Source organism: Atlanticothrix silvestris CENA357, assembly GCF_016056295.1.
Classification (GTDB): domain Bacteria; phylum Cyanobacteriota; class Cyanobacteriia; order Cyanobacteriales; family Nostocaceae; genus Atlanticothrix; species Atlanticothrix silvestris.
Genome location: NZ_JAECZB010000015.1, coordinates 1 through 26,050 on the forward strand (window position 1 = coordinate 1; position 26,050 = coordinate 26,050).

General features: G+C 39.6%; 19 protein-coding genes and 1 tRNA gene. 14 read left to right on the forward strand and 6 right to left on the reverse strand.

Translation table 11 applies throughout. From position 1 onward, the window contains the following. Together I8751_RS08890 and I8751_RS08895 are read left to right on the forward strand one after the other, a co-directional pair. Positions 1–1,400: cobaltochelatase subunit CobN (locus I8751_RS08890; protein ID WP_214438814.1), on the forward strand; the 1,400-nt coding region annotated here is incomplete at its 5' end. Between the two features lie 26 nt (positions 1,401–1,426). Then, complete coding sequence (locus I8751_RS08895; protein WP_214438815.1) at positions 1,427–2,602, forward strand: peptidoglycan-binding domain-containing protein; 1,176 nt, start codon at positions 1,427–1,429, stop codon at positions 2,600–2,602. Positions 2,603–2,727: 125 nt separating this feature from the next. Here I8751_RS08895 and I8751_RS08900 read toward each other — a convergent pair whose 3' ends face one another. The 4 genes from I8751_RS08900 to lipA form a co-directional block, all read right to left on the reverse strand. Then, on the reverse strand, positions 2,728–3,183 hold the full coding sequence (locus I8751_RS08900) for a Fur family transcriptional regulator (protein ID WP_214438816.1): 456 nt from the start codon (positions 3,181–3,183) through the stop codon (positions 2,728–2,730). Between the two features lie 360 nt (positions 3,184–3,543). Then, on the reverse strand, positions 3,544–4,794 hold the full coding sequence (sigC, locus tag I8751_RS08905) for an RNA polymerase sigma factor SigC (RefSeq protein ID WP_214438817.1): 1,251 nt from the start codon (positions 4,792–4,794) through the stop codon (positions 3,544–3,546). Positions 4,795–5,304: 510 nt separating this feature from the next. After that, a complete protein-coding gene (locus I8751_RS08910) occupies positions 5,305–6,234 on the reverse strand; it encodes an NAD(P)H-dependent glycerol-3-phosphate dehydrogenase (RefSeq protein ID WP_214438818.1) in 930 nt (309 codons plus the stop codon). Between the two features lie 19 nt (positions 6,235–6,253). Continuing rightward, complete coding sequence (lipA, locus tag I8751_RS08915) at positions 6,254–7,132, reverse strand: lipoyl synthase (RefSeq protein WP_214438819.1); 879 nt, start codon at positions 7,130–7,132, stop codon at positions 6,254–6,256. Between the two features lie 119 nt (positions 7,133–7,251). On the opposite strand from lipA, the gene I8751_RS08920 reads away from it, so the two are divergent. Further along, positions 7,252–7,325: transfer RNA gene (locus tag I8751_RS08920), tRNA-Pro, on the forward strand. Between the two features lie 20 nt (positions 7,326–7,345). Here the strand turns inward: I8751_RS08920 and I8751_RS08925 are convergent. Both I8751_RS08925 and I8751_RS08930 read right to left on the reverse strand, forming a co-directional pair. Then, positions 7,346–7,699 carry a hypothetical protein gene (locus I8751_RS08925; protein WP_214438820.1) on the reverse strand — a complete coding sequence of 118 codons (354 nt, stop codon included), beginning with the start codon at positions 7,697–7,699 and terminating at the stop codon, positions 7,346–7,348. 659 nt (positions 7,700–8,358) lie between these two features. Then, the gene (locus I8751_RS08930; protein WP_214438821.1) at positions 8,359–8,850 is read right to left on the reverse strand and encodes a hypothetical protein; all 492 of its coding nucleotides are present in this window, start codon (positions 8,848–8,850) and stop codon (positions 8,359–8,361) included. A gap of 383 nt (positions 8,851–9,233) precedes the next feature. Here I8751_RS08930 and I8751_RS08935 point away from each other — a divergent pair, with 383 nt between their 5' ends. The 11 genes from I8751_RS08935 (at position 9,234) to cobD (ending at position 25,903) form a co-directional block, all read left to right on the forward strand. Next, positions 9,234–10,607, forward strand: a complete 1,374-nt coding sequence (locus I8751_RS08935) for an AAA-like domain-containing protein (protein ID WP_214438822.1) — start codon at positions 9,234–9,236, stop codon at positions 10,605–10,607. Positions 10,608–11,587: 980 nt separating this feature from the next. Then, positions 11,588–12,496, forward strand: a complete 909-nt coding sequence (locus tag I8751_RS08940; protein ID WP_214438823.1) for an SAM-dependent methyltransferase — start codon at positions 11,588–11,590, stop codon at positions 12,494–12,496. Next, complete coding sequence (locus I8751_RS08945) at positions 12,394–13,281, forward strand: tetratricopeptide repeat protein (protein ID WP_214438824.1); 888 nt, start codon at positions 12,394–12,396, stop codon at positions 13,279–13,281. The genes I8751_RS08940 and I8751_RS08945 overlap by 103 nt, the downstream gene beginning before the upstream one ends. Further along, positions 13,278–14,165 carry a tetratricopeptide repeat protein gene (locus I8751_RS08950; RefSeq protein ID WP_214438825.1) on the forward strand — a complete coding sequence of 296 codons (888 nt, stop codon included), beginning with the start codon at positions 13,278–13,280 and terminating at the stop codon, positions 14,163–14,165. The genes I8751_RS08945 and I8751_RS08950 overlap by 4 nt, the downstream gene beginning before the upstream one ends. 87 nt (positions 14,166–14,252) lie before the next feature. Next, complete coding sequence (locus I8751_RS08955) at positions 14,253–15,209, forward strand: tetratricopeptide repeat protein (RefSeq protein WP_214438826.1); 957 nt, start codon at positions 14,253–14,255, stop codon at positions 15,207–15,209. Positions 15,210–15,274: 65 nt separating this feature from the next. Beyond that, positions 15,275–15,538 (forward strand): hypothetical protein, encoded by a 264-nt coding sequence (locus I8751_RS08960; RefSeq protein ID WP_214438827.1) that lies wholly within the window; start codon positions 15,275–15,277, stop codon positions 15,536–15,538. A gap of 290 nt (positions 15,539–15,828) precedes the next feature. Continuing rightward, the gene (locus tag I8751_RS08965) at positions 15,829–21,261 is read left to right on the forward strand and encodes a trifunctional serine/threonine-protein kinase/ATP-binding protein/sensor histidine kinase (protein ID WP_214438828.1); all 5,433 of its coding nucleotides are present in this window, start codon (positions 15,829–15,831) and stop codon (positions 21,259–21,261) included. 279 nt (positions 21,262–21,540) lie between these two features. After that, complete coding sequence (locus tag I8751_RS08970; protein ID WP_225894047.1) at positions 21,541–21,909, forward strand: response regulator; 369 nt, start codon at positions 21,541–21,543, stop codon at positions 21,907–21,909. Between the two features lie 24 nt (positions 21,910–21,933). Next, positions 21,934–24,126, forward strand: a complete 2,193-nt coding sequence (locus I8751_RS08975; RefSeq protein WP_214438829.1) for an AAA-like domain-containing protein — start codon at positions 21,934–21,936, stop codon at positions 24,124–24,126. A gap of 395 nt (positions 24,127–24,521) precedes the next feature. Then, positions 24,522–24,806 carry an HU family DNA-binding protein gene (locus I8751_RS08980; protein WP_169220134.1) on the forward strand — a complete coding sequence of 95 codons (285 nt, stop codon included), beginning with the start codon at positions 24,522–24,524 and terminating at the stop codon, positions 24,804–24,806. 26 nt (positions 24,807–24,832) lie between these two features. Then, a complete protein-coding gene (gene cobD / locus I8751_RS08985) occupies positions 24,833–25,903 on the forward strand; it encodes a threonine-phosphate decarboxylase CobD (RefSeq protein ID WP_214438870.1) in 1,071 nt (356 codons plus the stop codon). Positions 25,904–26,050: the final 147 nt, after the last annotated feature.

Below are 26,050 nucleotides of genomic sequence, written 5' to 3' on the forward strand. Positions count from 1 at the left end.
CCCCTGCCCCCCTGCCTCTTTCCCTCGACTGGATAAGCTCCAAACTCCTCCCTGCTCTCCAACAAACCCACCAAGAAATTACCAATCTTTTGCATGGACTGGATGGTAAATATATCCAGAGCGCTCCATCTGGCGCACCTACGCGCGGGCGACCGGAAGTCTTGCCAACTGGAAGGAATTTTTACTCAGTTGATATCCGTGCTATCCCCACAGAAACAGCTTGGGATGTAGGCAGAAAAGCTGCTGAGAATTTAATTGAATGTTATACACAGGAACATGGTGAGTATCCCAAAACACTGGGATTATCATTATGGGGAACCGCCACGATGCGAACTGGTGGTGATGATATTGCTGAAGCTTTGGCTTTGTTGGGCGTGCGTCCTGTGTGGGATGGTGCAGCACGACGGGTAGTAGATATTGAAATCTTGCCATTATCGATTTTGGCACGTCCCCGTGTAGACGTAACCTTGCGAATTTCTGGCTTTTTCCGGGATGCTTTTCCCAATTTAATTGATTTATTCGAGCAAGCAGTAACAGCAGTAGCAGCTTTAGATGAACTTTCAGAGTATAATCCCCTCGCGGAGCAAGTTCGTCAAGATACTGATTTTTGGATGCAACAAGGTTTAACTTCAGAAAATGCTCAGGTACGATCGCGCTACCGGGTTTTTGGTTCTCAACCAGGTGCTTACGGCGCGGGACTCCAAGGCTTAATTGAATCGCAAAATTGGACAGATGATGAGGATTTAGCTCGTGCCTACATCAACTGGAGTTGTTACGCTTACACGAGCGCTGATACTAATCAAAGCATTGGGGGTTTAGTAGGAAATGCTGCACCGGAAGCATTTGAACAACGCTTAAAGCAGATGCAAGTTGTTTTACACAATCAAGACAACCGTGAACACGACTTGCTCGATTCTGATGATTATTACCAATTTCAAGGAGGCTTAACGGCTGCGGTACGTTCTCTCCAAGGCAAAAATCCCCAAACCTATTTTGGTGATAATTCCATTCCTGCTCAACCACGCATCCGCAAACTCAAAGAAGAAATCGCACGGGTGTATCGTTCTCGCGTAGTCAATCCCAAATGGATTGCTGGTATGATGCGTCATGGCTACAAGGGTGCATTTGAAATGTCCGCAACTGTAGATTATTTATTCGCCTACGATGCCACAGCCAAATGTGTGGAAGACTACATGTATCAGGGCATAGCACAAGCTTATCTGCTTGATCCAATAGTCTCGGAATTTATTCATCGAAAGAATCCCTATGCTTTGCGTGATATTGCAGAAAGATTATTAGAAGCATCTCAGCGCGGTTTATGGGAAAATGTAAATATACTGATGTTAGAAACTTTGCGGAACTTAGTACATCAAGCTGAAGCAGTGATCGAAGAAAAATAACAAAACAAGTGATTTAGGAAACAAGTATGGACAGCATTGCGTATTTGCACTTAGCTTTCGCCCATGAAAACAGCGAATCCAATGAACTCATATCTTTAAAAGCTTTATTAAGTCAGGAAGATGCGCCAGACTGGAAACGACTTTCTAGTAAGGCTTGGAGTTGTATGCTACCCCTTGCCCTCACTTTGTCTGTTCTCAGTTCTGTCGGTAGCGCCTTGGCACTGGAAAGAGGTGATCAAGGCCCTTCTGTCAAAAATTTGCAACAAAAGTTGCAACAAGCAGGTTTTTATCAAGCTCCTATTACCCAAGTCTATGATTTTCCCACAGAAGATGCTGTCAGGCGCTTTCAAAAAGCTAATGGCATAACAGTTAACGGCATTGTAGGAACAACTACCCTGCAAAAATTAGAAGCTTGGCGCACGCAACCGATAAGTAACCAAATTCAAAAAACTAATACTACCAGTACACAAGTTAGAACAACCAATACTAGTACAGCAGCTAAAAAACCCATTGCCACTAGTACCGCAGCTAAAAATACTAGTACTGCTAGTTCCGTAACCAACAAACGCCGTAATTCTGGTTTACTTGTCAAAGGTGATGAAGGTGAAGATGTGAGAACTCTACAACAACGTTTGCGAGTTGCAGGTTTTTACTACGGTAACGCCACTGGGATATTTGGCCCAATCACTGAAGAGGCTGTCAAAAAGTTCCAAAAGACTTACAAATTAGATGTTGATGGTATTGTCGGCCCAGCTACACTGAGCAAATTACCACCAGTTGGTGTTGGTGGAGAAGATGCTCCCAAAGCAGTTGTTGACAAAGATAAACTCACTATAGGCGATCGCGGCGAAGCAGTGAGAGTTTTGCAAGAACATTTGATCCGAGCAGGATATTTAGAGGGAGAACCAAATGGCTACTTTGGCCCTTATACTGCGGATGCTGTACGTCGATTTCAAGGAGCTAATTACTTGGCAGCTAGTGGTGTAGCTGGCCCCACTACCAGAGGTAAGTTATATAGCTTAGTTAAGACCGCTTCCAAAAGTGATTTTAGTGTCCTAGAAATTCAAAGACGGCTACGGGACAAGGGCTTTTATAAAGGCCAACTCAACGGTGTAATGGCAGATGACACGAAAAAAGCGATTAAGCAAGCCCAGGAATACTACGGTATCAGCCTTAGTGATATTAGAAGCGGAAGCTTTTAGCATCCGCTTAGGTTCTATCAATACAAGTACTCAACGGGTTGCTTACCTCCGATAACAATTAATAGGAAATTGCTCAAAGTTATTAGTTGACCTGAGTAACTCCGCTTTGTTATCTCACCCAAGTGCTAAAGTGGCATCAGTGCCCGTTGGCACTTGGGGCACACTGCATGAATGGTCATTTGGCAATCAAGCAGGTGAAAACCTTCTTTTTGGGCAGTTTTTGCACCTATTTTTAAAATGGAGTCGTTTTTAAACTCAATAGTCGCGTTACACTTCACACAAATCAAGTGGTGGTGATGATGGGGATAAGGCTGATTAATTTCATAATGTTTATGACCTTCTCCCAGTTCTAGCTCTCGTAAAAGCCCCATCCGTGCCATCAACTTTAGTGTCCGGTAGATAGTTGAAAGACTGATACCTTCACCTTCACCTTCTAATCGATGATAAAGATCCTCGGCACTGAGATGTTGACCTTGCGGAAGTTCTTGAAAAATGTGTAAAATTGTTTCGCGCTGGGGAGTTAAACGCCAGCCTCGTTCGTTTAATTCTGCCTTGAGTGAAGTAGTTGTATAGACAGTCATACTAATTTTTCTCAATAAAGCCTGTTAATTGAGAATATAACAAATGTTTTGAGCTGTTTGCAACAATTATGACTTATTGAGAATATTTATTAAAGTCTCAAAAATAATTAACGAAATATAAGTCAGCCATATAGTGATTATGATCCCTATTCTCAAGGGATTATCAAAAACATGATTGGTAAATATTACCTGTACTTAAGTGCAAAAAGTTTTCTATAAGCTAGAAAGACATTTTAGTAGCAAAGATCAAGTTAGTTAGCTAGAAATAGTTAAGGATAAAAAGTCCCTAGTAAAAGCTTTGTTTACTATAGACTATTAATTATAAATTAGGAGGCGGAGCGTTCATGGCCCCGCCAGTAACTAGCTGAGGGATTCCAAATAGTCGCGGATAAGGTTGCGTCGTTTGGGTTGACGTAGTTTCTGCAAAGCTTTTGATTCAATTTGGCGTACCCGTTCCCGCGATAAATCAAGAGCGCGGCCAATTTCTGCAAGAGAGTAAGGATGACCATCTGCTAAACCAAACCGCATCAAAATCACATCACGCTCGCGGCTAGTTAAATCAGCTAACAAATTATGCAAGTCTTTTTGTAAAGATTCTCGCATTAGCATTTCTTCAGGAGTCACACTGTCGGTTTCGAGTAATTCGCCTAACTCAGTGTCCTTATCCTTACCTACCTTAGTTTCTAAAGAAACAGAACGAGGTACTCTTAACAAAACTTCCCGGACTTGGGTAGGAGTCATGTCTAACTCAATTGCCAAGTCTTCTAATGTTGGAGTACGACCTTTTTCTTGAGCAATTTTACGCTGAGCTTTTTTAATTTTGTTAAGTTTTTCTGTAATATGTACAGGTAAGCGGATCGTGCGACTAGAAGTAGCGATCGCTCTTGTAATTCCTTGACGAATCCACCAGTAAGCGTAGGTGCTAAAGCGATATCCTTTAGTAGGGTCAAATTTTTCTACTGCACGCTCCAAACCTAGTGTGCCTTCTTGGACTAAATCCAATAATTCCAAACCACGATTTTGATACTTCTTGGCAACAGACACAACCAAGCGAAGATTAGCCTTGATCATGTGTTCTTTTGCCTGGAGTCCTTGAGTCTGGACTTTCTCCAATTCTTCTACGGTCAACTTGGCAATTTCTGCCCAACGACGCTTACCATCTGCCAAAATCGGTTTGAGATCCGACAAATTTACACCAGCTGTAGTAGCCCACCTTTCTAAAGACGGACGATGTCCCAATTCAGAAGTTAAACGCTCCTGAACTTCAATTAACCTTAGATAAGGTGAAACTACTTCATCCCCTTGCTTGGCAGCATTGGCAAGTACTATACGCATCCGCAAGTAGCGCTGGACTTTTTGAGCTTCTGAAACTTCTTCATCACGCCCTAATAACCTAACTCGACCAATTTCCTGAAGATATAGACGTACCAGATCTGTACTGCGACGGTTAGTGTTAGCACCAAAGTTAGCAGGATCAGCAGCAGCTATTTCTAGCTCCTGTAGATCATCTGCCGACAACTCACTGTCATCAATCGTGAGATCTGAGTCCAAAACCTGGCGAGATTTTGGGGTATTGTAGGCGGCATCTGCGTAAAAAGATGTTGCTGGCATAAAATCGTCTCAATGGCTCCAGGTAACAATAGATTACGGTGAGTCAGCGCTGCAGGAAGGTTAGCCCGACCTAGGCAACTGCAAACCCGAAGGGTCAGCTAATCAACTGTTGCTATTGTTCCCGTGATTCAAGATGAACTAACACGGTTGAGAATTTCAGTACGGTTTTTTTGAAAAAAACTGCACTGGTTATTTTCAGACATCTGAGTGTCTGATTGAACCAATAGCTATTCAAATCACGGCTAGGCTAATAATTTCAAACTACCTAGTCAGCATTTCAACTTTGATATATGTGGACTGTTACTCTTGTAACGGGTATAAACATCTTTCAGTAAAAATTATGTTTATCATTGGCATAGTCATATCTACACGACTAGGAAAGTAATATCCTGACGATTTACTAATTTTTCTCTAAGGATTATTTGGGAATCATTAGATGTGATGGATAAGTTAGTAGTTACGCAAAACAACGCAACTACTAGCTAATAACTAATTAACTTTAACGACTGGTTAATAATCGTATTCTGGCTTGATGTCTCGCAGCATCAGTTCTTCAAGTGCTTGTCGGGGTGTGACTTCACCTTTAAGTAATCGATAAACTTCCTCGGTAATCGGGATATTAATCTTTTGCTGCTTAGCTACTTGCACCAAAACCTCACAAGTATTAACTCCCTCAGCGGTTCCTGGCAAATTTGCCAGAGTTTCTGTAAGTGTTTGACCACGGGCCATTTGGTAGCCAACTTGGTAGTTGCGACTGAGAGGACTATTGCAGGTAGCTAACAAATCTCCTAGACCCGATAAACCGTAAAATGTTTCCGTCTTCGCTCCCCAAAAGTTGCCGATCCGAACCATTTCTGTAAGTCCACGGGTGACTAAAGCAGCTTTGGCATTAGTTCCTAATTGTAAGCCATCACATACACCAGCTGCGATCGCAATTACATTCTTCAGTGTTCCTCCCAGTTCCACACCTACGGGGTCAGGATTGGTATAAACGCGGAAATGAGAAGAAGAAAATACCAGTTGTACTAGTACAGACGCAGTAGTTACACTGCTAGCAACTACCGTTGCAGCTGGCAATGATTGTTGAATTTCTTGAGATAAATTGGGACCTGATAAAACAACTACTGCATGGTTAGGAAATGCTGTTTGCCAAATTTGCGAAGGTGTGTAGGTAGTTTGAGGATCTAAGCCTTTGGTTGCGGTGACAAAAATTGCCTTTGGAGATATGGGAAAAGACTGTACTTGAGAAGCAACATCCCTAACACCTTTCATTGATATAGCAGACAGAACTAATTGGGCATCTCGTACTACTGCTTCTAAAGTTTCTGACCCCTGACGTGACCACAAGCGCACATTATGACCATTTGCTGCTGCTAGATTTGCTAAAGATGCACCCCAAGCACCTGCACCCAAAATTGCAACCGATTGTGGATTAGTCATTGGTCAGTTTCCTTGTTTTTTATCCTCGATTGCGGGGATAGCGTTTCATTAATTCTCTTACTTGTTCTGCATGGTATGAACTTCGAGTCAAGGGTGAAGAAACAACTTGTAAAAATCCTATTTCTTCACCGAATACTTTCCAAGCAGCAAATTGTTCTGGATGGACAAATTCATTTACTTGCAAGTGCTTTTGACTGGGTTGGAGATATTGCCCAATTGTCAAGATATCGCAATCTGCTGTTCGCAAGTCTTGCATCACCTGACGAATTTCTGCATCAGTTTCGCCAAGTCCCACCATGATACCGGATTTGGTATATGTTTTTGGAGCAATTTGGCGTGTTTGCTGCAATAATTCCAATGTGCGATCGTAGTTTCCTTGGGGACGCACCCGTCGGTATAAACGTGGAACAGTCTCTGTGTTGTGGTTTAAGACTTCCGGTGCAGCTTGCAAAATCATTTCTAAAGCATTCCAATTGCCGCACAAGTCAGGAATTAGTACCTCAATTGTCGTTTGAGGTGAAATTTTACGCACTGCCGCAATACACTTTACAAACTGGGATGCCCCACCATCAGGTAAATCATCTCGGTTAACAGAAGTTATTACTACATGATTAAGTCTCATGCGATGGACAGCTTGCGCTAGTCGTTCTGGTTCTGTAGGGTCTAAAGCTTGAGGTTTTTTCTCAAAGTCAATATCACAATAGGGGCAAGCACGGGTACAGGCTGGGCCCATAATCAAAAATGTGGCAGTACCAGCTTTGAAGCACTCACCAATATTTGGACATGATGCTTCTTCACAAACCGTATTGAGCGCTAAATCCCGCAAAACTTCTTTAACGTTACCTACGCGCTCCCACTGAGGCGCTTTTACCCGCAGCCAGTCTGGTTTAACAGTCACAATCCGCTTACCGCTGAAAGTTATACAAATCTAATCGTAGCAAGCAAAGCCTTTGTTGAGTTCTACTATGTATAGATATAAATTTGTGATATCTTGGTAAAGCAATGCCATATTGATGGCGGGATGTGGCGCAGCTTGGTAGCGCACTTCGTTCGGGACGAAGGGGCCGCTGGTTCGAATCCAGTCATCCCGATTTTATTTTTTTACAACTTTTTATCCTACTTGCTCTAAATACTGATTAATGTCTTCAATAATCCTGGTAAGTTCAGCTTCTGTAGTCAAACGAATGCTGACATCGCGGATGGTGAGTAAGACTTTGGCTGCAAAGGGAGTAGGCCAGATATTAGGATTGCAGAAAATTTCTAAAAACACTCCACCAGTGTAGCGGTATTCTAAGGGAGGCTGAGGAGTAACTTTACCACTACCAAGTGTTGGTTTAGAAGCAACAGCTTTAAGACGCTCCATCAGTTGATCTGTAGCTGTTTTTAATTCCCGTGCTGCTTGGGGTGAAAAACTAAAGGAGACAGAACCCTCAATTAAATTCAGTGTCAAAGGAGTTGAAGACATGAGCTATCTATTAAAACTTCTTGATAATTACCTATATTACTGGAATAGGAGTTGCAACCGGGTAATACTTCGCCAATTTACGAGGCTGAGTTGATGATGGTTTCATTATTAACTCACTGTTCTCTGAGGTTTGGCAAAAACAATAAGTTCTAAAAATTCCTTTAATATTTCCCACAAGGTTTTTTTTAATGTATTTACCGCAGTATAGGTGTTTGAGATAACAAACTACCTTTCAAGTGAAACGCTTATGTATGGGTATTTTGGCAAAACTGGCAAAATTTTTTTAGGCTCTTATTTTGGCAAAAGTATTGTTAGATAATATGCGCTTGTTTTTGCCTTATGGAAAAAAACTGAACCAAGAAAATTCTGTATGATGTCTGTGTAAGGAATACATACTATTGTGTACGTCTAAACAAGGTTTTACATTTTGCTTAAGAACCAAGTATGCTCTTGTGTTGGACTATTTCGGTAAAAGCTAGACTTGTTTTTTTATTTCTGAAAACAACAAATTTGATCTCAATGTTTGCTTCAAACTTATATCCCTCTTCAATCACTATAGACAGAGAAAAGTAAAAAACATTAAGATTATCTGGTGTCTGCAATAGCACCTCATACCCGATATTTAAGAGTGTATATTTTGTTTTTTGTCAGTTCCTAGACTAGTATTCTACTGCTTTCGTACTGACATATACATCAATTTCATTTTCTGTCCTATATTTGACTACTGTAGCAAAGTTTTTCGCATGATACTCACTGGTAAAAACACCAATGATATATTTACCATTTTCAGATGTTCTACCTCCTTTACAAAATTCAGACTTAACTACATGATGTAGGTATTTTTTGTCATCAATAGAAACAAGCCAGCCTTTTTTGATTGTTCCATTTTTGATGTCAGGGCTTACACACAGATCATTTACAGGAAACTCGGCATTATCTTCTAAGTGTTTTAGAATAGAGTTAGTAGCAGAATCATGTTGTGCTACTGTAGCTCGTTGCACAGCAAGCCAAAACCCAGCTACCGTAGTGATGAACCCGATAATCTTAATAATTCCCCAAATAGTAACTGGTTCAGCTTTTACGGACTTAGGAGAGGAAACAATTAACATTAAACCAACGCATAAAGCAGCAATAATTTTTTTGACTTTCATGGTTTAAATGTAGTGAATGTATCTGACCGATGGTAACTGTATGAGGTTACTGCCTCTTTATACAAGATTAGTAGCGATAAACTTCAATTTAGGCTTGTTTAATGTGATAGCTTTGGTAGCTTTTAGTTAAGTAAATGAAGTTACTGTAGCTCACGGTGAAATTATACCATCCGAACTTCGATAGGTTACTGATAATATATCTGTATAAAATGTGTCTAAATACCCCCCAGGCTTTTAGTTTGAGGGCTGAGGGTTAATAAATATAATTAATATTTCTCAGAAGTATAAAGAAGAATATTCCCTACATATAGATTCATGCCAAAAAACGGTATTTTGGTTATGGACAGGTCAATTTACAGGTACAAGATGAGCTTTGAGCCTCTATGAACCTTGATTCTCTCATTCGGATTGTGAATCACAAGCTGCGGGAAAATCAAAATCGCTCTCTCAATTCCGCAGAAATTTTAATTATTCGAGGTATCTGGCATTATCAGACCTATAGTAGAATTGCTGAGGAGGGTGGCTATAGTACTGGATACTTGACCAATGTAGTTGCTCCAGAATTGTTTCAACGCCTATCTGCACTAATTGGCCAGCGCATTACTAAAAAAAACTGTCGTCTGTTGCTGGAATCTTATGGTGCTTCTCAAACAGTGTCAGTCATCAGCATTCAAAAGCAATCCATAGAATTTCCCTCAGATACTAACCAAGAGTATTCACCTCGCTATCCCAGTGGTTCAGTTCCACTCAATTCCTCCTTTTATCTGGAACGCTCTTTTATTGATGAGCAGGTATATGCAGAAATTAGAAAGCCAGGAGCTTTGGTGCGTATTAAGGCTCCTAGAGAAATGGGTAAAACTTCACTCATCCTCAGGGCTCTAGACTATGCGGAACGTCAGGGCTATTGTACTGTTAGCCTAAATCTGGAGCAAACTGACCAAGCTATATTGAGCAATCTGAATCGTTTTTTGCGCTGGCTATGTGCGAACGTCACTAGTCAGCTTGATTTTGATGCCAAACTTGATGATTACTGGGATGAAGATATTGGTAGCAAAGTCAGCTGTAGTTTATACTTTCGCAATTGTCTACTAGAACGGATTGATTCTCCTTTGGTTTTAGTATTGGATGAAGCGCACCACATTTTTGAGTATCCTCAAGTGGCAAAGGATTTTTTACCCCTGCTGCGTTCTTGGTATGAAGAAGCTAAGAGATTGGCTATCTGGCAAAAACTTCGTTTGATTATAGTTCACTCGACTGAAATTTATGTGCCGCTGCAACTACAGCAATCTCCCTTTAATGTTGGTTTACCAGTTCAGTTAACCTGCTTCACTTTAAAGCAAGTACAGCAGTTGGCCCAGCGCTATGGACTGGAATGGACTGATGGAAAAGAAGCTAAACAACTTATGGATATGGTTGGGGGACATCCTGCATTGGTAAATATAGCACTATACCACCTGAACCGCGGGGAAATAACACTCCCACAATTACTAAAAACTGCACCAACATCTACAGGAATTTATGTGCATCACTTACAGCGTCATTGGGCGACTTTGCAAAAACAGCCGGAATTAGCGATCGCTCTTAGTGCTGTGATGAGTACTCGTGAACCTGTATTGTTAGAACCCATCACCGCATATAAGTTGAGTAGTATGGGACTAATTAAATTAGCTAATAATAAAGCTACATTTAGTTGTCAGTTATATCGGCACTATTTTCAGCGGGATTTCCTTCCTGAAGAGAGACAAATATTAGTATAAATTTTCTAATAAAATCGTTGTCTTAATGAGCTTGTTAATTCGTTTCAATATTTTCTTGTCTTGCTATTTGCCAATTATAGATAATCATTCCAAGTTTTATCTGTTCATACTTATACTGTTTGTTGCACAAGTATAGCAACAAATATACTAAGCAATCCTCAGTATCACTACCACCGTCCATTTGTTGATATCACGTTATTTATCTTTTTAACTATAAAAACCTCATATAAAACCTCATATAAAACCTCATATTTAAGTTATTTAAAATTCCAAAAAGCTCATATTCAATCAAATATAAAAAAATGTATCTTTTGCATATTTTCGTATTGTGCAATAATAAAAAAACGATATAATAATCTGTGGTTAAGTCAACTTAAATTTGTATTTTTTTACGTAATTAGCAGAGATTGATATCTGTAAACTAGATAAATATTGACCAAACCTTTTAGGAAAGGTGTATTTTAAGTATGCATTTTAATATTCGTGCTAGTTTGAGTTTAGCGATCCGGACACTCTAAATATTAGGAATAATTAATGAATTAAAACAACAACTACATGTTGCTAATTCAGAAATAAGTGATATGTTCGTAGATTTATGATGGAAATTAAAATGATGTTTTAAATGTCTTTAGTGATGTATCGAATACTTTTATATCCCCCTAAATTCTCCTTTTTAAGGGGAGCCGGCGCGAAACTTTTCAAGAAAGCGATCGCACAGTGAAGCACGAGTCCGTGAGTGTCTAGGGTCTCTCCCTCCGGGTGACGCTCTCTAAGAGACGCTAAAAGCGAACGCAAGCTCGCTAGCGCTACGCTAACAGAAGTTTCAACTCGAAGGGAACCGCCAAGACTTGAGCTTCCTCAGCAAGTGGAGCAAGTGGCGTGGACTGGGGGGATCAATAAGTACATAAAGTCACAACCAATTACTTTTCAAACAACCCATAACTGAGTAAAACCTTCTTAAAGTGAGGAGGAATTTAAATTTGAAAGTTGGTTCTTTAATTATTGTTGGTACGGGTATTCAATTAGTAGGTCATTTAACTTTAGCTGCAAAAGCCTGGATTGAGCAGGCTGATAAGGTTTTGTTTGCAGTAGCTGACCCAATCACCGCAAAATGGCTGCGATCGCTTAATGCTACGGCAGAAGCACTGCCTTACAACAAAAATCTTAAGCGGCGTAAAAAGACCTACAGTGAAATGGTCGAGAGAATGCTGATTGGAGTTCGTCAGGGGTTAAACGTTTGTGTTGTTTTCTACGGACATCCTGGTGTCTTTGCTGATCCAGCACATCAAGCAATCAAACAGGCGCGTAGTGAAGGTTTCACAGCACAAATGCTCCCTGGAATTTCTGCCGAAGATTGCCTATACGCTGATCTTGGTCTTGATCCCGGACGTAATGGTTGTCAGAGTTTTGAAGCCACAGACTTTTTAATCCGACATCGCAGATTTGATCCCACTAGCGCGTTGATTTTGTGGCAGATTGCAATGGTCGGTAATCTTGGTTTTTACAAAGAAGGGGAACATTTACATGGACTAACAGTGTTAGCTGAAGTTTTGGCAACACACTATAGTTTTGACCATGAGGTGATTGTTTACCAAGCAGCAGTTTATTACCCAGTTTGCGAGCCGACAATCCAACGGATTCCTTTGTTCAGACTGCCAGAAGCCGATGTTACACCGATTTCAACTCTTTATGTCCCGCCTCAACCCCCAATCACTTTAGATTGTGAAATGATGACCCGTTTGGGTATGTCTTTTGCCAAAGAAACTACAACAGAGCAAGTCAACGGATGGATTACTATCAAAAAACTTTGGCTGACATCGACCGAGCGATTGAACAGAAACTCAATGATGCTAAAGTTCTGGCTGATGAAGGAGAAGCCTGTCGGTTGATGGGGTATTTAGAAGCAGCCTTAGATAATTTTAACCGCGCCATTGATCTTAACCCCAACTACGCTTGGGCGATCGCTCACCGAGGGGAAACATATCGGCAAATGAAACGCTACGAAAAAGCCTTAGTTGATTTTAGCCGTTCTCTTACCCTTAAACCAGGACACCCCTGGACGTTAGCACACAGAGGAGCAAGCCACTATAAATTAAAGTATTACCATGATGCCTTAGCTGATATTAATCAAGCCATCAACTTACAACCTAACTATCCTTGGGCCCTTGTTTATCGAATTAACCTTCATATCATAATGGAGCGTTATGAAGCAGCATTAGTCGATTTTGATCGCGCGATCGCTCTTGACGAGACTATCATTCCTCATTGGCCTGGTGAGCGTGGGCTACTGCTCAGTTATTTAGGGCGATACTCTGAGGCAATTTCTAGTTGTGAGCAAGGATTGCAGCAAAACCCAAACGATTATGTTACCTCATATACTCTTGCTGTCATTAAAGCCCAATTGCAGGGTCTGGCAGCAGCACAACTAGAAATAAAAACAACACAAAATATTTTACAAGCAGTAACTAAACGTTCGAGAAATGCTGGCGTTATTTACAGATTGGGGGGCTTAGCTGCTCTTGAAGGTGATATAGAACAAGCTTTGAACTATCTTCAACAAGCTATTTTGTTGGACAATGAGCCACTGGAATTAGCTCGCCGCGACTTAGCTTGGCTAAATTTACGTGATTATCCACGTTTTCAATCATTAATCTACGAAGGAGGATTAACTTGAAAAGTTACGGGGAAGCGATCGCTAGCCTTAATCAATCAATCAAACATAATCCCAATAACACCGAGGCGATCGCTCATCAAGGGGAAGCCTACCGTTTGGGTAAACAGTATGAAGAGGCTTTAATATACTTTAACCAAGCGATCGCCCAAAATTCTACCTACGCCTGGGCAATTGCCCACCGAGGAGAAGTTTATCGACTGATGAAACGCTATCCACAAGCGCTAGCCGATTTTAACCAATCCCTAGAATTAAAACCTGACTATGTTTGGGCGCTTGCTCATCGGGGTGTAACCTACCGCTTGATGGGAAAGCACTATTACGAAAAAGCCTTGGCAGATTTTAGCCAAGCAATTGACCTTAACCCTAATTATGCTTGGGCACTTGCCTATCGAGCGCGCCTCTACGATCTGCTTAGACGGTATGAGGAAGCATTAGTTGATTTCGACAGAGCAATTGTCCTTGATCAAACAGTATTTGACAATTGGCTGAGTGAGCGCGGCTCGCTGCTGAGTTATTGTGGGCAATACGCTGAGGCGATCGACTGTTGTCAGTTAGCTTTGCAAGAAGATCCAAAGAATCATTTTGCTCTGTATAACATTGCTATATTTCAAGCTCGTTGGCAAGGATTAGCTGAGGCTAGTACAGATATAGAAAAAGCACGGGCACTATTGTTAACTTTGCGAGACACTCAAGAGCGCGGGATGGTTCTTTATCGATTGGGAGGACTAGCTGCGATTGAGAATCAGCCAGAGATAGCGTTGAACTATCTCCGAGAAGCGATCTTACTAGATCAAGAGGCGATTGAGTTTGCACGTCATGACGTAGCGTGGCTAGAACTACGAAACTCACCGAAGTTTTTAATGTTAATTGCTGAACCCGATTAATACTCTGTTCGTAGTCAGTACTTGAGTGCTGACTTGAAGAGTGAAGTTTTTACTACAAAAGCATTTATCTATCAAGGAGACATAAAAATGGGCAGGAAAGAAGCCATAGCCAAAGCCAGAGAAGGAGAAAATTTTCGTCTGTTGGCTAGGTACAACCAAGACGAATTTATTAAAGATAATATCGATAGCCTACTTGAACGAGCAGGTCGGTATTTTGAAGAAGCAATTAAAGAAGATGATAACTATGCATGGGCTTGGTCTCATTGGGGCGCAACGCTCTCATACCGGGGTGGGACTCTCAAACGCCTAAACGACCAAAAATTTGAGTATTACCAACAAGCAGACGAGAAATTTGACCAAGCACTCCAACGAAATCCCAATTATGCTTGGGCTTTGGCACATCGAGGAGAAAATAATACTTGGTGGGCGATCGCAGAAAGACCCAGGAACGATCAACAAAAAGTCAAAATACTTTTATCTAACGCCAAAACCTATTTAGATAAAGCTATCGATATCGACCCCAGCTATACTTGGGCTTTTGCCCGCAGAGGCTCTGTGTATAGATTTCTTGGGCATCTCAAAGGAGAGGATAATACACCAGAACAGCCCAATTACGACGAAGCAATCAAAGATTTCAGTAGAGCGATCGAGTTGAATAGCAAATATGCCTGGGCTATAGCCTTTCGAGCCGCAATTCATCGGCAAAAAGCCAGAGCATTAGAAATCAATGGGAACCAAGCAAGTGCCTTGGAACAATGGAAACTAACTTATCTTGATCTCGAAAAGAGTTTAAAGACTTATCTCAACGTTTTTAAACGGCCTGTCGTTTTAGATATTGGTGAAGTTTTTCTGCCTCCATCAGCAAGTTTTTTAGCTGCTAATCTCAATCAGCCGACTTTAGCTGCTAATTTGAATCTGTCTCCTTCTGAAAGATATGCTAAGTTGGCACATCGCGTTTACGAAGAAGGATACGAGAAAATTAATCCCGAAGAGATCAATCAAGTTTTAACTGCGATCGCCCAAGAGTGGGCTAGCGTTGACTGATAAAATAGATTCACTCTTGGAGGTTGTATTAAACTTATTTTCCAATAGTTAGGAGAGATTCCACTATGAGCAGCTTATTCGATTTTCTGACCGATATTGCTATTAATCCTAAGCAACAGATAGCATTTGCCCAACAGCCTATTATTCTGACAGATATGCTCGGATTATCTGAAATAGAACAGGCAGTTTTTGAAAGTAAGAGTAGTAACAAAATTGCAGCTTTGTTTGCTGATGAAACGACTCCATTGGCAGAGATTTGCAATGATCCCAATCCAGAAGATCCTTTTCCCGATCCCGACCCCGAACCTGAGCCTTCTAAAGAAGATTAGCTTTGGTTTTATTTCTATCAGCTTCGCCATTGCCAACACTCAATTTAGAAAAACCTCATTTTCTAGTTGCATGTTTGGTCTAGAAAATATATTTGATTACATCCCACAATCTTGAATCTAACCAATATACTAAAAGCTCTGTTATAACAGAGCTTTTAGTATATTTTTAATACAAAAATTTTCTAAAAAATATTAAATAGAACTTCTTCTTAATGCGGATTTATTACCACTGGGAGAATTGATTTATATATAGATTATGCAACAATTCAAACAATTGGGAGGGTAAATGAATGCCAGCATCTTTTCCAGGCTACCAAATCATTGAAGAACTGCATGATAGCCCTAACTCGCTTGTCTATCGCGGATATCGGATAGAAGACTCTCAACCAGTCATTCTCAAAATTCTCAAACCAACTTATCCATCACCGGAAAAAATAGCTTGGTTTAAACAGGAGTATGAAACTACCCAATCTTTGCTGCTACAAGGAGTAGTAAAAGCTTATAGCTTAGAAAGCTATTTACATCAATGGGTAATGGTGTTAGAAGATTTTGGCGGTGAATCTCTCAATCGCTTCATTAAAAAAAGAGAATTTACTTTCGCTGAGTTTCTTCACCTTGCCATTCAAATTGTGGAAGTTATAGGACAAGTACATCAATGTCAAGTAATTCACAAGAATATTAATCCAGCTAATATTGTTTGGAATCATCAAACTGGACAAGTTAAACTTATTGATTTTGGCATTTCGACAGTACTTTCACGAGAAAACTCCACGTTTCGCAATCCGAATTTGTTAGAAGGAACCCTAGCCTATATCTCCCCAGAACAAACTGGACGAATGAATCGAGCGATTGATTATCGAACAGATTTTTATTCGCTAGGAGTAACCTTTTACGAATTACTGACAGGTCAATTGCCTTTTCCTATAGATGATGCCCTGGAATTAGTACATTGTCATATTGCTAAACAATCTATACCTCTACATGAACATAAGCCAGATATTCCTCAAGTAATTTCAGAGATAGTGCTGAAATTGATGAATAAAAATGCCGAAGATCGTTACCAATCAGTACATGGATTAAAAGCAGACTTGGAAGTATGTTTACAGCAGTGGCAAACCAAACAACGAATTGAACCTTTTTTATTAGGACAGCAAGATATCTCAGATAAATTTCAAATTCCGCAAAAACTATATGGCCGAGAAGAGGAAATTACAACTTTAATGGCTGCCTTTGAACGGGTCAGCCTGGGTGCAAACGAACTGATGTTGGTGTCGGGGTTTTCAGGAATTGGTAAGTCAGCCTTAGTGCAAGAAGTCTATAAGCCAATTACCCGCCAGCGCGGCTATTTTATTGCTGGGAAATTTGATCAGTTTCAACGCAATATTCCCTACACGTCGATTATCCAAGCATTTCGGTCATTGGTACTACAAATACTTACAGAAAGTGAGATGGCGATCGCTCTTTGGCGAGAAAAACTGCTCACGGCTTTAGGTGGCAATGGACAGGTAATGATTGAGGTCATTCCCGAAGTAGAACTCATTATCGGTTTGCAACCTACTGTAGTTAATTTACCACCCGCAGAAGCCAAAAATCGTTTTAACTTAGTCTTACAAAATTTTATTAAAGTATTTACCTGTCAAGAACATCCACTAGTTATTTTCTTAGATGATTTGCAATGGATCGATGGAGCTTCGTTGAAGTTAATTGAGATGTTAATGACAGTAGCAGACAATAAATATCTCTTTTTAATTGGAGCCTATCGAGAAAACGAAGTAAGTGCAGCGCATCCTTTAATGTTGACTTTGGCTGAAATCAAGAAAGCCCAAACAACAGTGAATCAGATTTTATTATCGCCTTTAGCTTTACCACAAATGATTCAATTAGTGAGCGATATCTGCCACTGTGAGTCAACAACCGCGATTCCCCTAGCCGAATTAGTCTTAAACAAAACAGGTGGTAATCCCTTTTTTATGACTGAATTTTTGAAGTCTTTATATGGAGAAGCCTTAGTCACTTTTAACTATGAACAAAACTGTTGGCAATGGAATTTAGAGCAAATCAAATCTCAACAAATCACTGATAATGTAGTGAAATTGATGGCGGATAAGGTACAGAAGTTACCGCCACCAACACAAACTGTTTTGAAGTTAGCCGCTTGTCTAGGCAACCAATTTAACTTAGAAAGACTATCAACTATCTCTGAAAAAACATCACAAGAAACAGCATCTGCTCTTTGGTCAGCGATCGCCGAAGGATTTATATTACCACTGAGCAATACTTATAAGTTGACAAATCTGGATGTGGAAGGCTTGTTAGATGGGTTGACAGCAGAATATAAATTTGCACATGACAAAATCCAGCAAGCAGTCTATTTACTAATTCCTAAAGCAGATAAAAAAGCCCTGCATCTGCACGTGGGTCAACTATTACTACAAAATACGCTGCCACAAAAACAAGATGAAAACTTATTTGATATTGTGAATCAGTTAAATCTAGGGCAAGATTTAATTAATTGCCAATTAAAAAAATATCAATTAGCTCAATTAAATTTACAAGCGGGAAAGAAAGCCAAAGCCTCAACAGCTTATCAATCGGCATTTAACTACTTACAAATTGGTTTAGGGCTATTACAAAAAGACAGTTGGCAAACTCAATATAACCTGACTTTGAAACTTCATGTAGAAGCAGCCGAGGCAGCCTATCTCAGCACTAATTTTGCACCAATGGAGCTATTAACAGAGATAGTCCTGCAACAAGCCCAGACACTATTAGAAAAAGTAAAAGTTTACGAAATTCGTATCCAAGCATATTGGGCAGAAAACAAACATTTAGAAGCTGTCAAAACGGCGTTACAAGTACTGAAGTTATTAAACGTAGTTTTTCCAGAACAGCCAAGCCCGGCAGATATCATCCTGGCTTTGAAACAGACAGATTTAGTTTTAGCAAAAAAATCACCCTCGGATTTGATTGACTTGCCCATAATGACCGATCCAGTCAAACTGGCTGCTATGCAAATCATGACCATTGTCTGGAGTCCTGCCTACTTAACAGTAAATGAACTGATTCCGTTAATAGCCTGTCAACAAGTAAATCTTTCGGTTACTGAAGGTAACGCCCCCGAATCAGCTTTTGCTTATGCAAATTACGGATTAATTTTATGCGGTCAGGGGCAGATTGATACTGCATATCAATTTAGTCAATTGGCTTTATACCTTTTAGAAAAATTCAACGCCACAAAACTTCAAGCCAAAATATATGTGTTTTGTAACTTTGTCAGGCATTTAAAAGAGCATCTGAGAAAAGTGTTGCTATACGAGTTAGAAGCTTATCAAAGTGGGCTAGAAAGCGGAGATTTTGAATTTGCTGCTGGTGGGGCAATGGGTTACTGTATGATGTCATATTTAAGTGGCAGAGAACTGGTAAAACTTGAACAAGAACAAGCAACTTATTATCAAGCGATCGCTCAACTTAAGCAAGAAGCATTTCTCAATTGGCATCGTATATTTTGGCAGGCAGTTCTCAACTTGATTGGCAAGACAGAAAATCCCTGTTGTTTCAATGGTGAAGTCTACGATGAGAGCAAAATGTTGCCGCTACATTTAGAAATTCAAGATCGAACTGCAATGCTGCATTTATATACAAATAAACTGACCCTATGTTATCACTTTTATAAATTTGATCAAGCAATTGAAAATGCAGTTAAATTGGAAGAATATTTAGTGAATGCGGCAACAACTTGCTTTGCACCCCCGGCTTATTTTTATGATTCGCTGACTCGGTTGGTAATGTTTCATGATGCTGACACAATGGAACAAAATCGCATTCTCGAAAAAGTTGCTGTCAATCAAGAAAAGATGAAAACGTGGGCAAACCATGCTCCTATGAATTATCTGCACAAGTTTTATCTAGTAGAAGCTGAGCGTTTTTATGTATTAGGTAAAGATCAAGATGCTAGAGAATATTACGATCGCGCCATTACCTTAGCTCATAAACACAAATATCTCCACGAAGAAGCTCTAGCTTACGAACTAGCAGGGCGATTTTATTTAGCTAAGAACCAAAATCATCTAGCTCGCCATTACCTGCAAGATGCTCACTATGCTTATCAGCGTTGGGGGGCTGTGGCTAAGGTTAAAGATTTAGAAGCGAGATACCCACAATTTTTGACCAAAACTTCAACAGACAACTTTCTAAATCGTTTAAATCCCTCAACTACCAACTCAGATCAAACTACATCAGGTGTATTAGATTTTTCCAGCGTATTGAAAGCCTCACAAACAATTTCTGGTGAAATTGTTTTAGATAAATTGCTAGCAAAGTTAATGAAAATTGTTATTGAAAATGCTGGCGCGGAAAAAGGTTTTTTAATTCTTTATAAACAAAAAAAATTGGTAATTGAAGCCCAAGGTATTGTAGATGCTGACAATTTAACTCTACTGCAATCCTTGCCAGTAGATTCAGTAGCTACTGGAACTGAAATTCCTATTTTGTCAACAGCTATTATTAACTATGTAGCTCACACTCATAGAGATGTGGTCTTAAATGATGCTACCCACGAAGCACAATTTACCCTCGATCCTTACATTGTTGCCACTCAACCTAAATCTATCCTCTGTACTCCCTTAATTCATCAAGGGAAACTCAGCGGTATTTTATATTTAGAAAATAATTTAACTACAGGTGCTTTTACAAGCGATCGCGTCGAAGTTTTAAGAATCCTTTCGGCTCAAGCCGCCATTTCTATTGAAAATTCCCGTCTTTACGATCAACTAGAAGGTTACAGCCGGACTTTAGAGCAGAAAGTAGAAATCAGAACTCAAGAACTCCAACAAACAAATCTGGAGTTAGCCAGTGCCCTGCAAACATTAACAAATACACAAGCTCAGATTATTGCCCAAGAAAAGTTGGCTTCTCTAGGAGCTTTGACTACTGGCATTGCTCATGAGATTAAAAATCCCTTAAACTTTGTTAACAACTTTGCCGAGCTTTCTATAGAGTTAACTCAGGAACTCTGCGAAGAAATTGAAAATCAACAAGACCATTTAGATCCACAAACCAGAGAATATATTGCAGAAACTTTAAACGATATCAAGCAAAACGCTGAAAAAATCAATGAGCATGGCAAAAGGGCAGATAATATTGTACATGCAATGCTGATGCACTCGCGGGGACAAGTTGGCGATCGGCAAATGACAAATATTAACGCTTTGCTTGCAGAAGCGATCGATTTAGCTTATCACGGAATGCGTGCTAAAATCCCCTCCTTCAATATCAGCATCAAGACAGATTATGCTGATAATCTTGGTCAATTAAATGTCGTACCACAAAATATTAGTCGTGCTTTTATAAATGTAATTAATAACGCTTGCTATACAGCATATAAAAAGAAAATGCGTTTCATAGCAAATTCAGAAGGCAACGGCGAAGAATTTTCACCTATGCTTTCGGTAACAACTAAAGATTTGGATCAGCGAATAGAAATTCATATCCGCGATAACGGCGAAGGTATTCCACAAGAAGCACTGGATAAGATTTTTAATCCCTTTTTTACAACTAAACCCACTGGTGAAGGAACTGGTTTAGGTCTATCTATTACTCATGATATTATTGTTCAGCAGCATCAAGGAGAAATTAAAATCGAAACAAAAGTTAATTTTTATACAAGTTTTATTATTAGTTTACCTAAGCTTATTTCTCAGAGAAAAAGATTTCAAAAAGTATAAAACTTTCTTGTGCTAAGTTTAAAACCAAACATACTTACATTTTGTAGTGGGTGCTTTAGCGCTCATCAATAGTATATATTTATCACGACTGAATACAAAATACGACTAACTACTTAGTCACACGTGCCGCTATGCTATGAGCATCTGCATGGTTTAACTAATCTTGGCCTAATGTTTGCATAATAAATTTTGATTTCACTGACTATAAAATTATAAAAGATGTACTTAACTAATTTCATTTATCATAGTCAGTTAGTTTTGTCAAGACAAAAATCTTAAATGAAAATAATGGTTGTAGATGACGAACAAGATGTGCAATTGTTGTTTAGACAGAAATTTAGAAGAGAACTAAAACAAGACCAAATCAAATTATATTTTGCTTTTTCAGCAGAAGAAGCCTTGGAATATTTACAAAGTCAGTTGATTAATCGTTTAACTTTGCTCGTAACAGATATTAATATGCCTGGGATGAACGGGTTAGAAATGCTCAAAGTTGTTAAAAATAATTATCCCAATCTCAAAGTATTTATTATTACTGCTTATGATGATGAATTTAATTATTTAACGGCTAAACAATATGGAGCTGATGGCTATATTACAAAACCGATTGAATTTGACAAGTTGAAAGAAAAAATACTTAATTTATAAATAATCAATATCAGGTAATAAACTATGCCAGCTAAAATACTGGTTGTGGATGATGAGCCTGACTTAGAACTCTTACTCCGCCAGAAATTTAGAAAAAAAATTCGGGAAAAACAATTTCAGTTAATTTTTGCCCGTAATGGTGTTGAGGCATTAGAAAAACTAGAAGTGGAACCAGATATAGATATAGTATTAACCGATATCTATATGCCGGAAATGGATGGATTAACTTTAGTTACCAAACTTAATGAGTTATATCCCATTATTAAAGCCGTCATTATTTCTGCATATAGTGATATTGAAAATATTAGAGCCGCGATGAATCGTGGTGCTTTTGACTTTTTAACTAAACCAATAAATTTTCAAGATTTAGAAATTACAACCAATAAAACTCTGCAACATGTGCAATACATGAAAGCAGCTAAAGAGCAAGAATTTTTAGCACAAGCAGCTCAAGCAGAATTATTAATCCGTTTGCAACAAGAAGTTACAGTGCGCCAACAAGCAGAATCAGCATTGCGTGAAAGCCAAGCGAGATTGACTCAATTCTTAGAGGCTTTACCAGTTGGCATATTCGTAGTTGATAAGGATGGTCAACCTTACTACGCCAATCAAACTGCCCAGCAGATACTTGGCAAGGGAATCGTTGCCGCAGCAACACCTGCTCAATTGGCTGAGATTTATCAAGTTTATTTGGCAGGGAAAAGGCAGTTGTACCCTACAGAACAACAGCCTATTGTGCAAGCATTAAACGGCAAAAGTGTTATTGTCGATAACATGGAAATTCACCAAGCAGAAAAGATTATTCCTTTAGAGGTGTCTGCGACCCCAATTTTTGATGAGCAAGGTGAAATTGTTTATGCCATAGCGGCTTTTCAAGATATTACACAACGCAAACGCTCAGAAACTGAACGTCTGCGGTTAATTTTGGAGCTAGGAGTTAAGAATCTTGCCTTACAAGAAGCTAAAGAAGCGTTAGCTAAGTCTAATTCAACTTTAGAACAAAAAGTTAAAGAACGTACTCAAGAATTATCACAAACCCTAGAAATTCTCAAAGCTACTAAAGCTGAACTTGTCTTTGAAAATGCCTTGCTTAGAAATGCAGAGCAATCCTCCATTTTTGATTATCAGGTAGGAGGAAGTTTGCCTATGGATGCTCCTACTTATGTGGTACGTTCAGCAGACCGTTATCTATATAAAGCATTAAAAAATGGAGAATTTTGTTATATTCTCAATGCACGGCAAATAGGCAAATCCAGTTTGATGGTAAGGATAATACATCATCTCCAGCAACAAGGTTTTAGCTGTGCAGCCATTGATATAACTCGCCTGGGCTGCGAAAATATCACTCCTGCTCAATGGTATAAGGGATTAGTGGTGGAGTTGTGCCAGAATTTTAATTTGTTAGAAAAGGTGAATCTGAAAAATTGGTGGTATGAGCAAAAAGATTTATCACCTATTCAGTGTTTAAGTCGATTTATAGAAGATATTTTATTAAATCAAGTTCAAGGTGAAAACATTTTTATTTTTATTGATGAAATTGATAGTGTTTTATCTTTAGATTTTCCAGTAAATGATTTTTTTGCTCTGATTCGTTTTTGCTATAATCAACGCAGTATTAATCCCAAATATCGGCGTTTAACTTTTGCTTTATTTGGTGTTGCTACTCCTTCAGATTTGATTACTGATTATCAGAGAACACCTTTTAATATTGGTCAAGCAATTCAATTAAATGGTTTTCAGGTACATGAAGCTCAACCTTTGCTACAAGGATTGACACAAAAAGTTAGTAATCCTCAATTAGTACTCAAAGAAGTATTAACTTGGACTAGTGGTCAACCTTTTCTTACCCAGAAACTCTGTAAGCTGATCCGCAGTTCGACTGCTGCTATTCCTACAAATAGTGAAGCAAAATGGATTGAGAATTTAGTAATCACAAATGTCATCAATAACTGGGAATCCCAAGATGAGCCGGAGCATTTACGAACAATTAGCGATCGCATCCTCAAAAATACTCATCACCCTGTTGGGTTACTAGAACTATATCGACAAATTTGGCATCAAGGGAAGATTCCCGCAGTGGATAGTTTAGAAGCAAGAGAATTGCTGTTGTCGGGGCTAGTAATCAAAGAACAAGGATATTTGAAAGTTCATAATCGGATATATGAATTGATTTTTAACAGCAGTTGGATTGAAATTTGGATTGCAAAAACTGCATAAATGAGCATGGGGAAGAGGTTTTTGATATAAGCAGATTAATTGTATAAATATTTACTTTTAATACATAGGAAATAAAGAAATTTGACTTTTGAATTATTAACTCTTCTTGCGCCATTTTCTGTCAATAGGGGTGTTGGGTAAGTATTTTTTCCTACTTTAGGGGTGGTTTTTAGTGAAACAACTACCCAAAAAACATAAAAAATCCTGAAATCCATATAAATTAATGGTTTCATATATCCACTTCAGGCTACAACACCTTAGAATGATTCATTGAAAAGTCGAGCCGATGGGATTTACAGGCATTTTGAGTAGAAATACTCCCAAAGGACGATTTTTATATTTCTCCCAACAGAGATTTCCGTAAAAAATCTCAAGTAAACCACAAGGAGTTTGACATGAACAAAGGTGAATTGGTTGATGCCGTATCTGAAAAGGCTAGTGTTACCAAAAAACAAGCGGATGCAGTCTTAACCGCCGCTTTGGAAACGATTATCGAAGCTGTTTCTTCTGGCGATAAAGTCACGCTAGTAGGATTCGGTTCATTTGAATCACGGGAACGTAAAGCTCGTGAAGGTCGTAACCCCAAAACCAATGAAAAGATGGAAATTCCAGCAACTAAGGTTCCCGCCTTCTCCGCTGGTAAGCTCTTTAGAGAAAGAGTTGCACCCCCAAAATCATAGGTTCTGTTTCCGGAGACCTTTTTTTGATGCGGCAACCAGCTCACGGGGGAAATTTAGCTTGGGCAGCAGCACTGGCTGACTGTCCCCCTGACGCTATTCTGGATTTTTCTGCCAGCATCAGCCCTTTGGGGCCACCAAACAGCGCGATCGCTGCTATTACGTCCCAAATTGGTAATCTTAGGCACTATCCAGACCCAGATTACAGTGAACTGAGACTTGCTCTCAGTCACTTTCATCAATTACCGCCTGAGTGGATTTTGCCTGGTAATGGTTCAGCAGAATTACTGACTCTAGTAGGTAGGGAATTAGCAGAATTAGCCGCAACAGCGCTAATAACTCCAGCCTTTGGCGATTATTACCGTACCCTGGCAGCGTACAACGCTAAAGTACTGGAGTTTCCCTTAAATTTGGGGTATGAGGATCATTTGTCATTTGACAAAGGACAAAATACCAAGGACAAAGGACTACTCCTGAATAATCCCCATAACCCAACGGGAAAGCTGTTTTCGCGGGAGGCAATTTTGCCCTATTTAGAGCAGTTTGCTCTGGTAGTGGTGGATGAAGCGTTTATGGATTTTCTGCATCCCGATGAGGAACAAAGCCTGATTGCGATGGTGCAGGAATATGAGAATTTAGTGGTATTGCGATCGCTGACGAAATTTTACAGTCTGCCTGGACTGAGATTAGGATATGCGATCGCTAACCCCAAACGCCTTACTAAATGGCAGATGTGGCGTGATCCTTGGCCTGTAAACACCCTAGCGGCAGCAGCAGCAATTGCCGCCATCCAAGATCAAAAATTTCAAGAACAAACCTGGAAATGGCTACCACCTGCACGAAATCAACTGTTTGCGGGTTTAGCCTCAATTCCCGGATTGCAACCCCAACCAAGTGCTGCTAACTTCTTACTGGTTGAGTCACAACAGTCGAGTTTGCAGTTGCAGCAACAATTACTTCAGCATTACCGAATTTTAATTCGTGATTGCCTTAGCTTTAAAGAACTAGGCGATCGCTTTTTCCGGATTGCTGTACGTTCCGAGTCTGATAACCAGCGCTTATTAAGCGCGCTACACTCATTGCTAAATGTTAAGTGCTGAATTTTTGTCAGTTGTCAGTTGTTAGTTGTCTTTGTTCTTTCTTATAACCCCTACTCCCTACTCCCTGCCTCTTACTCCTAACCACTAACCACTAACCACTGACCACTAACCACTAACCACTGACCACTAACCACTAACCACTGACCA

Coding starts and splice junctions, on each gene's coding strand:
- I8751_RS08895 (WP_214438815.1), top strand. CDS start 1,427: ATGGACAGCATTGCGTATTTGCACTTAGCTTTCGCCCATGAAAACAGC.
- I8751_RS08900 (WP_214438816.1), bottom strand. CDS start 3,183: ATGACTGTCTATACAACTACTTCACTCAAGGCAGAATTAAACGAACGA.
- sigC (WP_214438817.1), bottom strand. CDS start 4,794: ATGCCAGCAACATCTTTTTACGCAGATGCCGCCTACAATACCCCAAAA.
- I8751_RS08910 (WP_214438818.1), bottom strand. CDS start 6,234: ATGACTAATCCACAATCGGTTGCAATTTTGGGTGCAGGTGCTTGGGGT.
- I8751_RS08925 (WP_214438820.1), bottom strand. CDS start 7,699: ATGTCTTCAACTCCTTTGACACTGAATTTAATTGAGGGTTCTGTCTCC.
- I8751_RS08930 (WP_214438821.1), bottom strand. CDS start 8,850: ATGAAAGTCAAAAAAATTATTGCTGCTTTATGCGTTGGTTTAATGTTA.
- I8751_RS08935 (WP_214438822.1), top strand. CDS start 9,234: ATGAACCTTGATTCTCTCATTCGGATTGTGAATCACAAGCTGCGGGAA.
- I8751_RS08945 (WP_214438824.1), top strand. CDS start 12,394: ATGGATTACTATCAAAAAACTTTGGCTGACATCGACCGAGCGATTGAA.
- I8751_RS08955 (WP_214438826.1), top strand. CDS start 14,253: ATGGGCAGGAAAGAAGCCATAGCCAAAGCCAGAGAAGGAGAAAATTTT.
- I8751_RS08960 (WP_214438827.1), top strand. CDS start 15,275: ATGAGCAGCTTATTCGATTTTCTGACCGATATTGCTATTAATCCTAAG.
- I8751_RS08965 (WP_214438828.1), top strand. CDS start 15,829: ATGCCAGCATCTTTTCCAGGCTACCAAATCATTGAAGAACTGCATGAT.
- I8751_RS08970 (WP_225894047.1), top strand. CDS start 21,541: ATGAAAATAATGGTTGTAGATGACGAACAAGATGTGCAATTGTTGTTT.
- I8751_RS08975 (WP_214438829.1), top strand. CDS start 21,934: ATGCCAGCTAAAATACTGGTTGTGGATGATGAGCCTGACTTAGAACTC.
- I8751_RS08980 (WP_169220134.1), top strand. CDS start 24,522: ATGAACAAAGGTGAATTGGTTGATGCCGTATCTGAAAAGGCTAGTGTT.
- cobD (WP_214438870.1), top strand. CDS start 24,833: ATGCGGCAACCAGCTCACGGGGGAAATTTAGCTTGGGCAGCAGCACTG.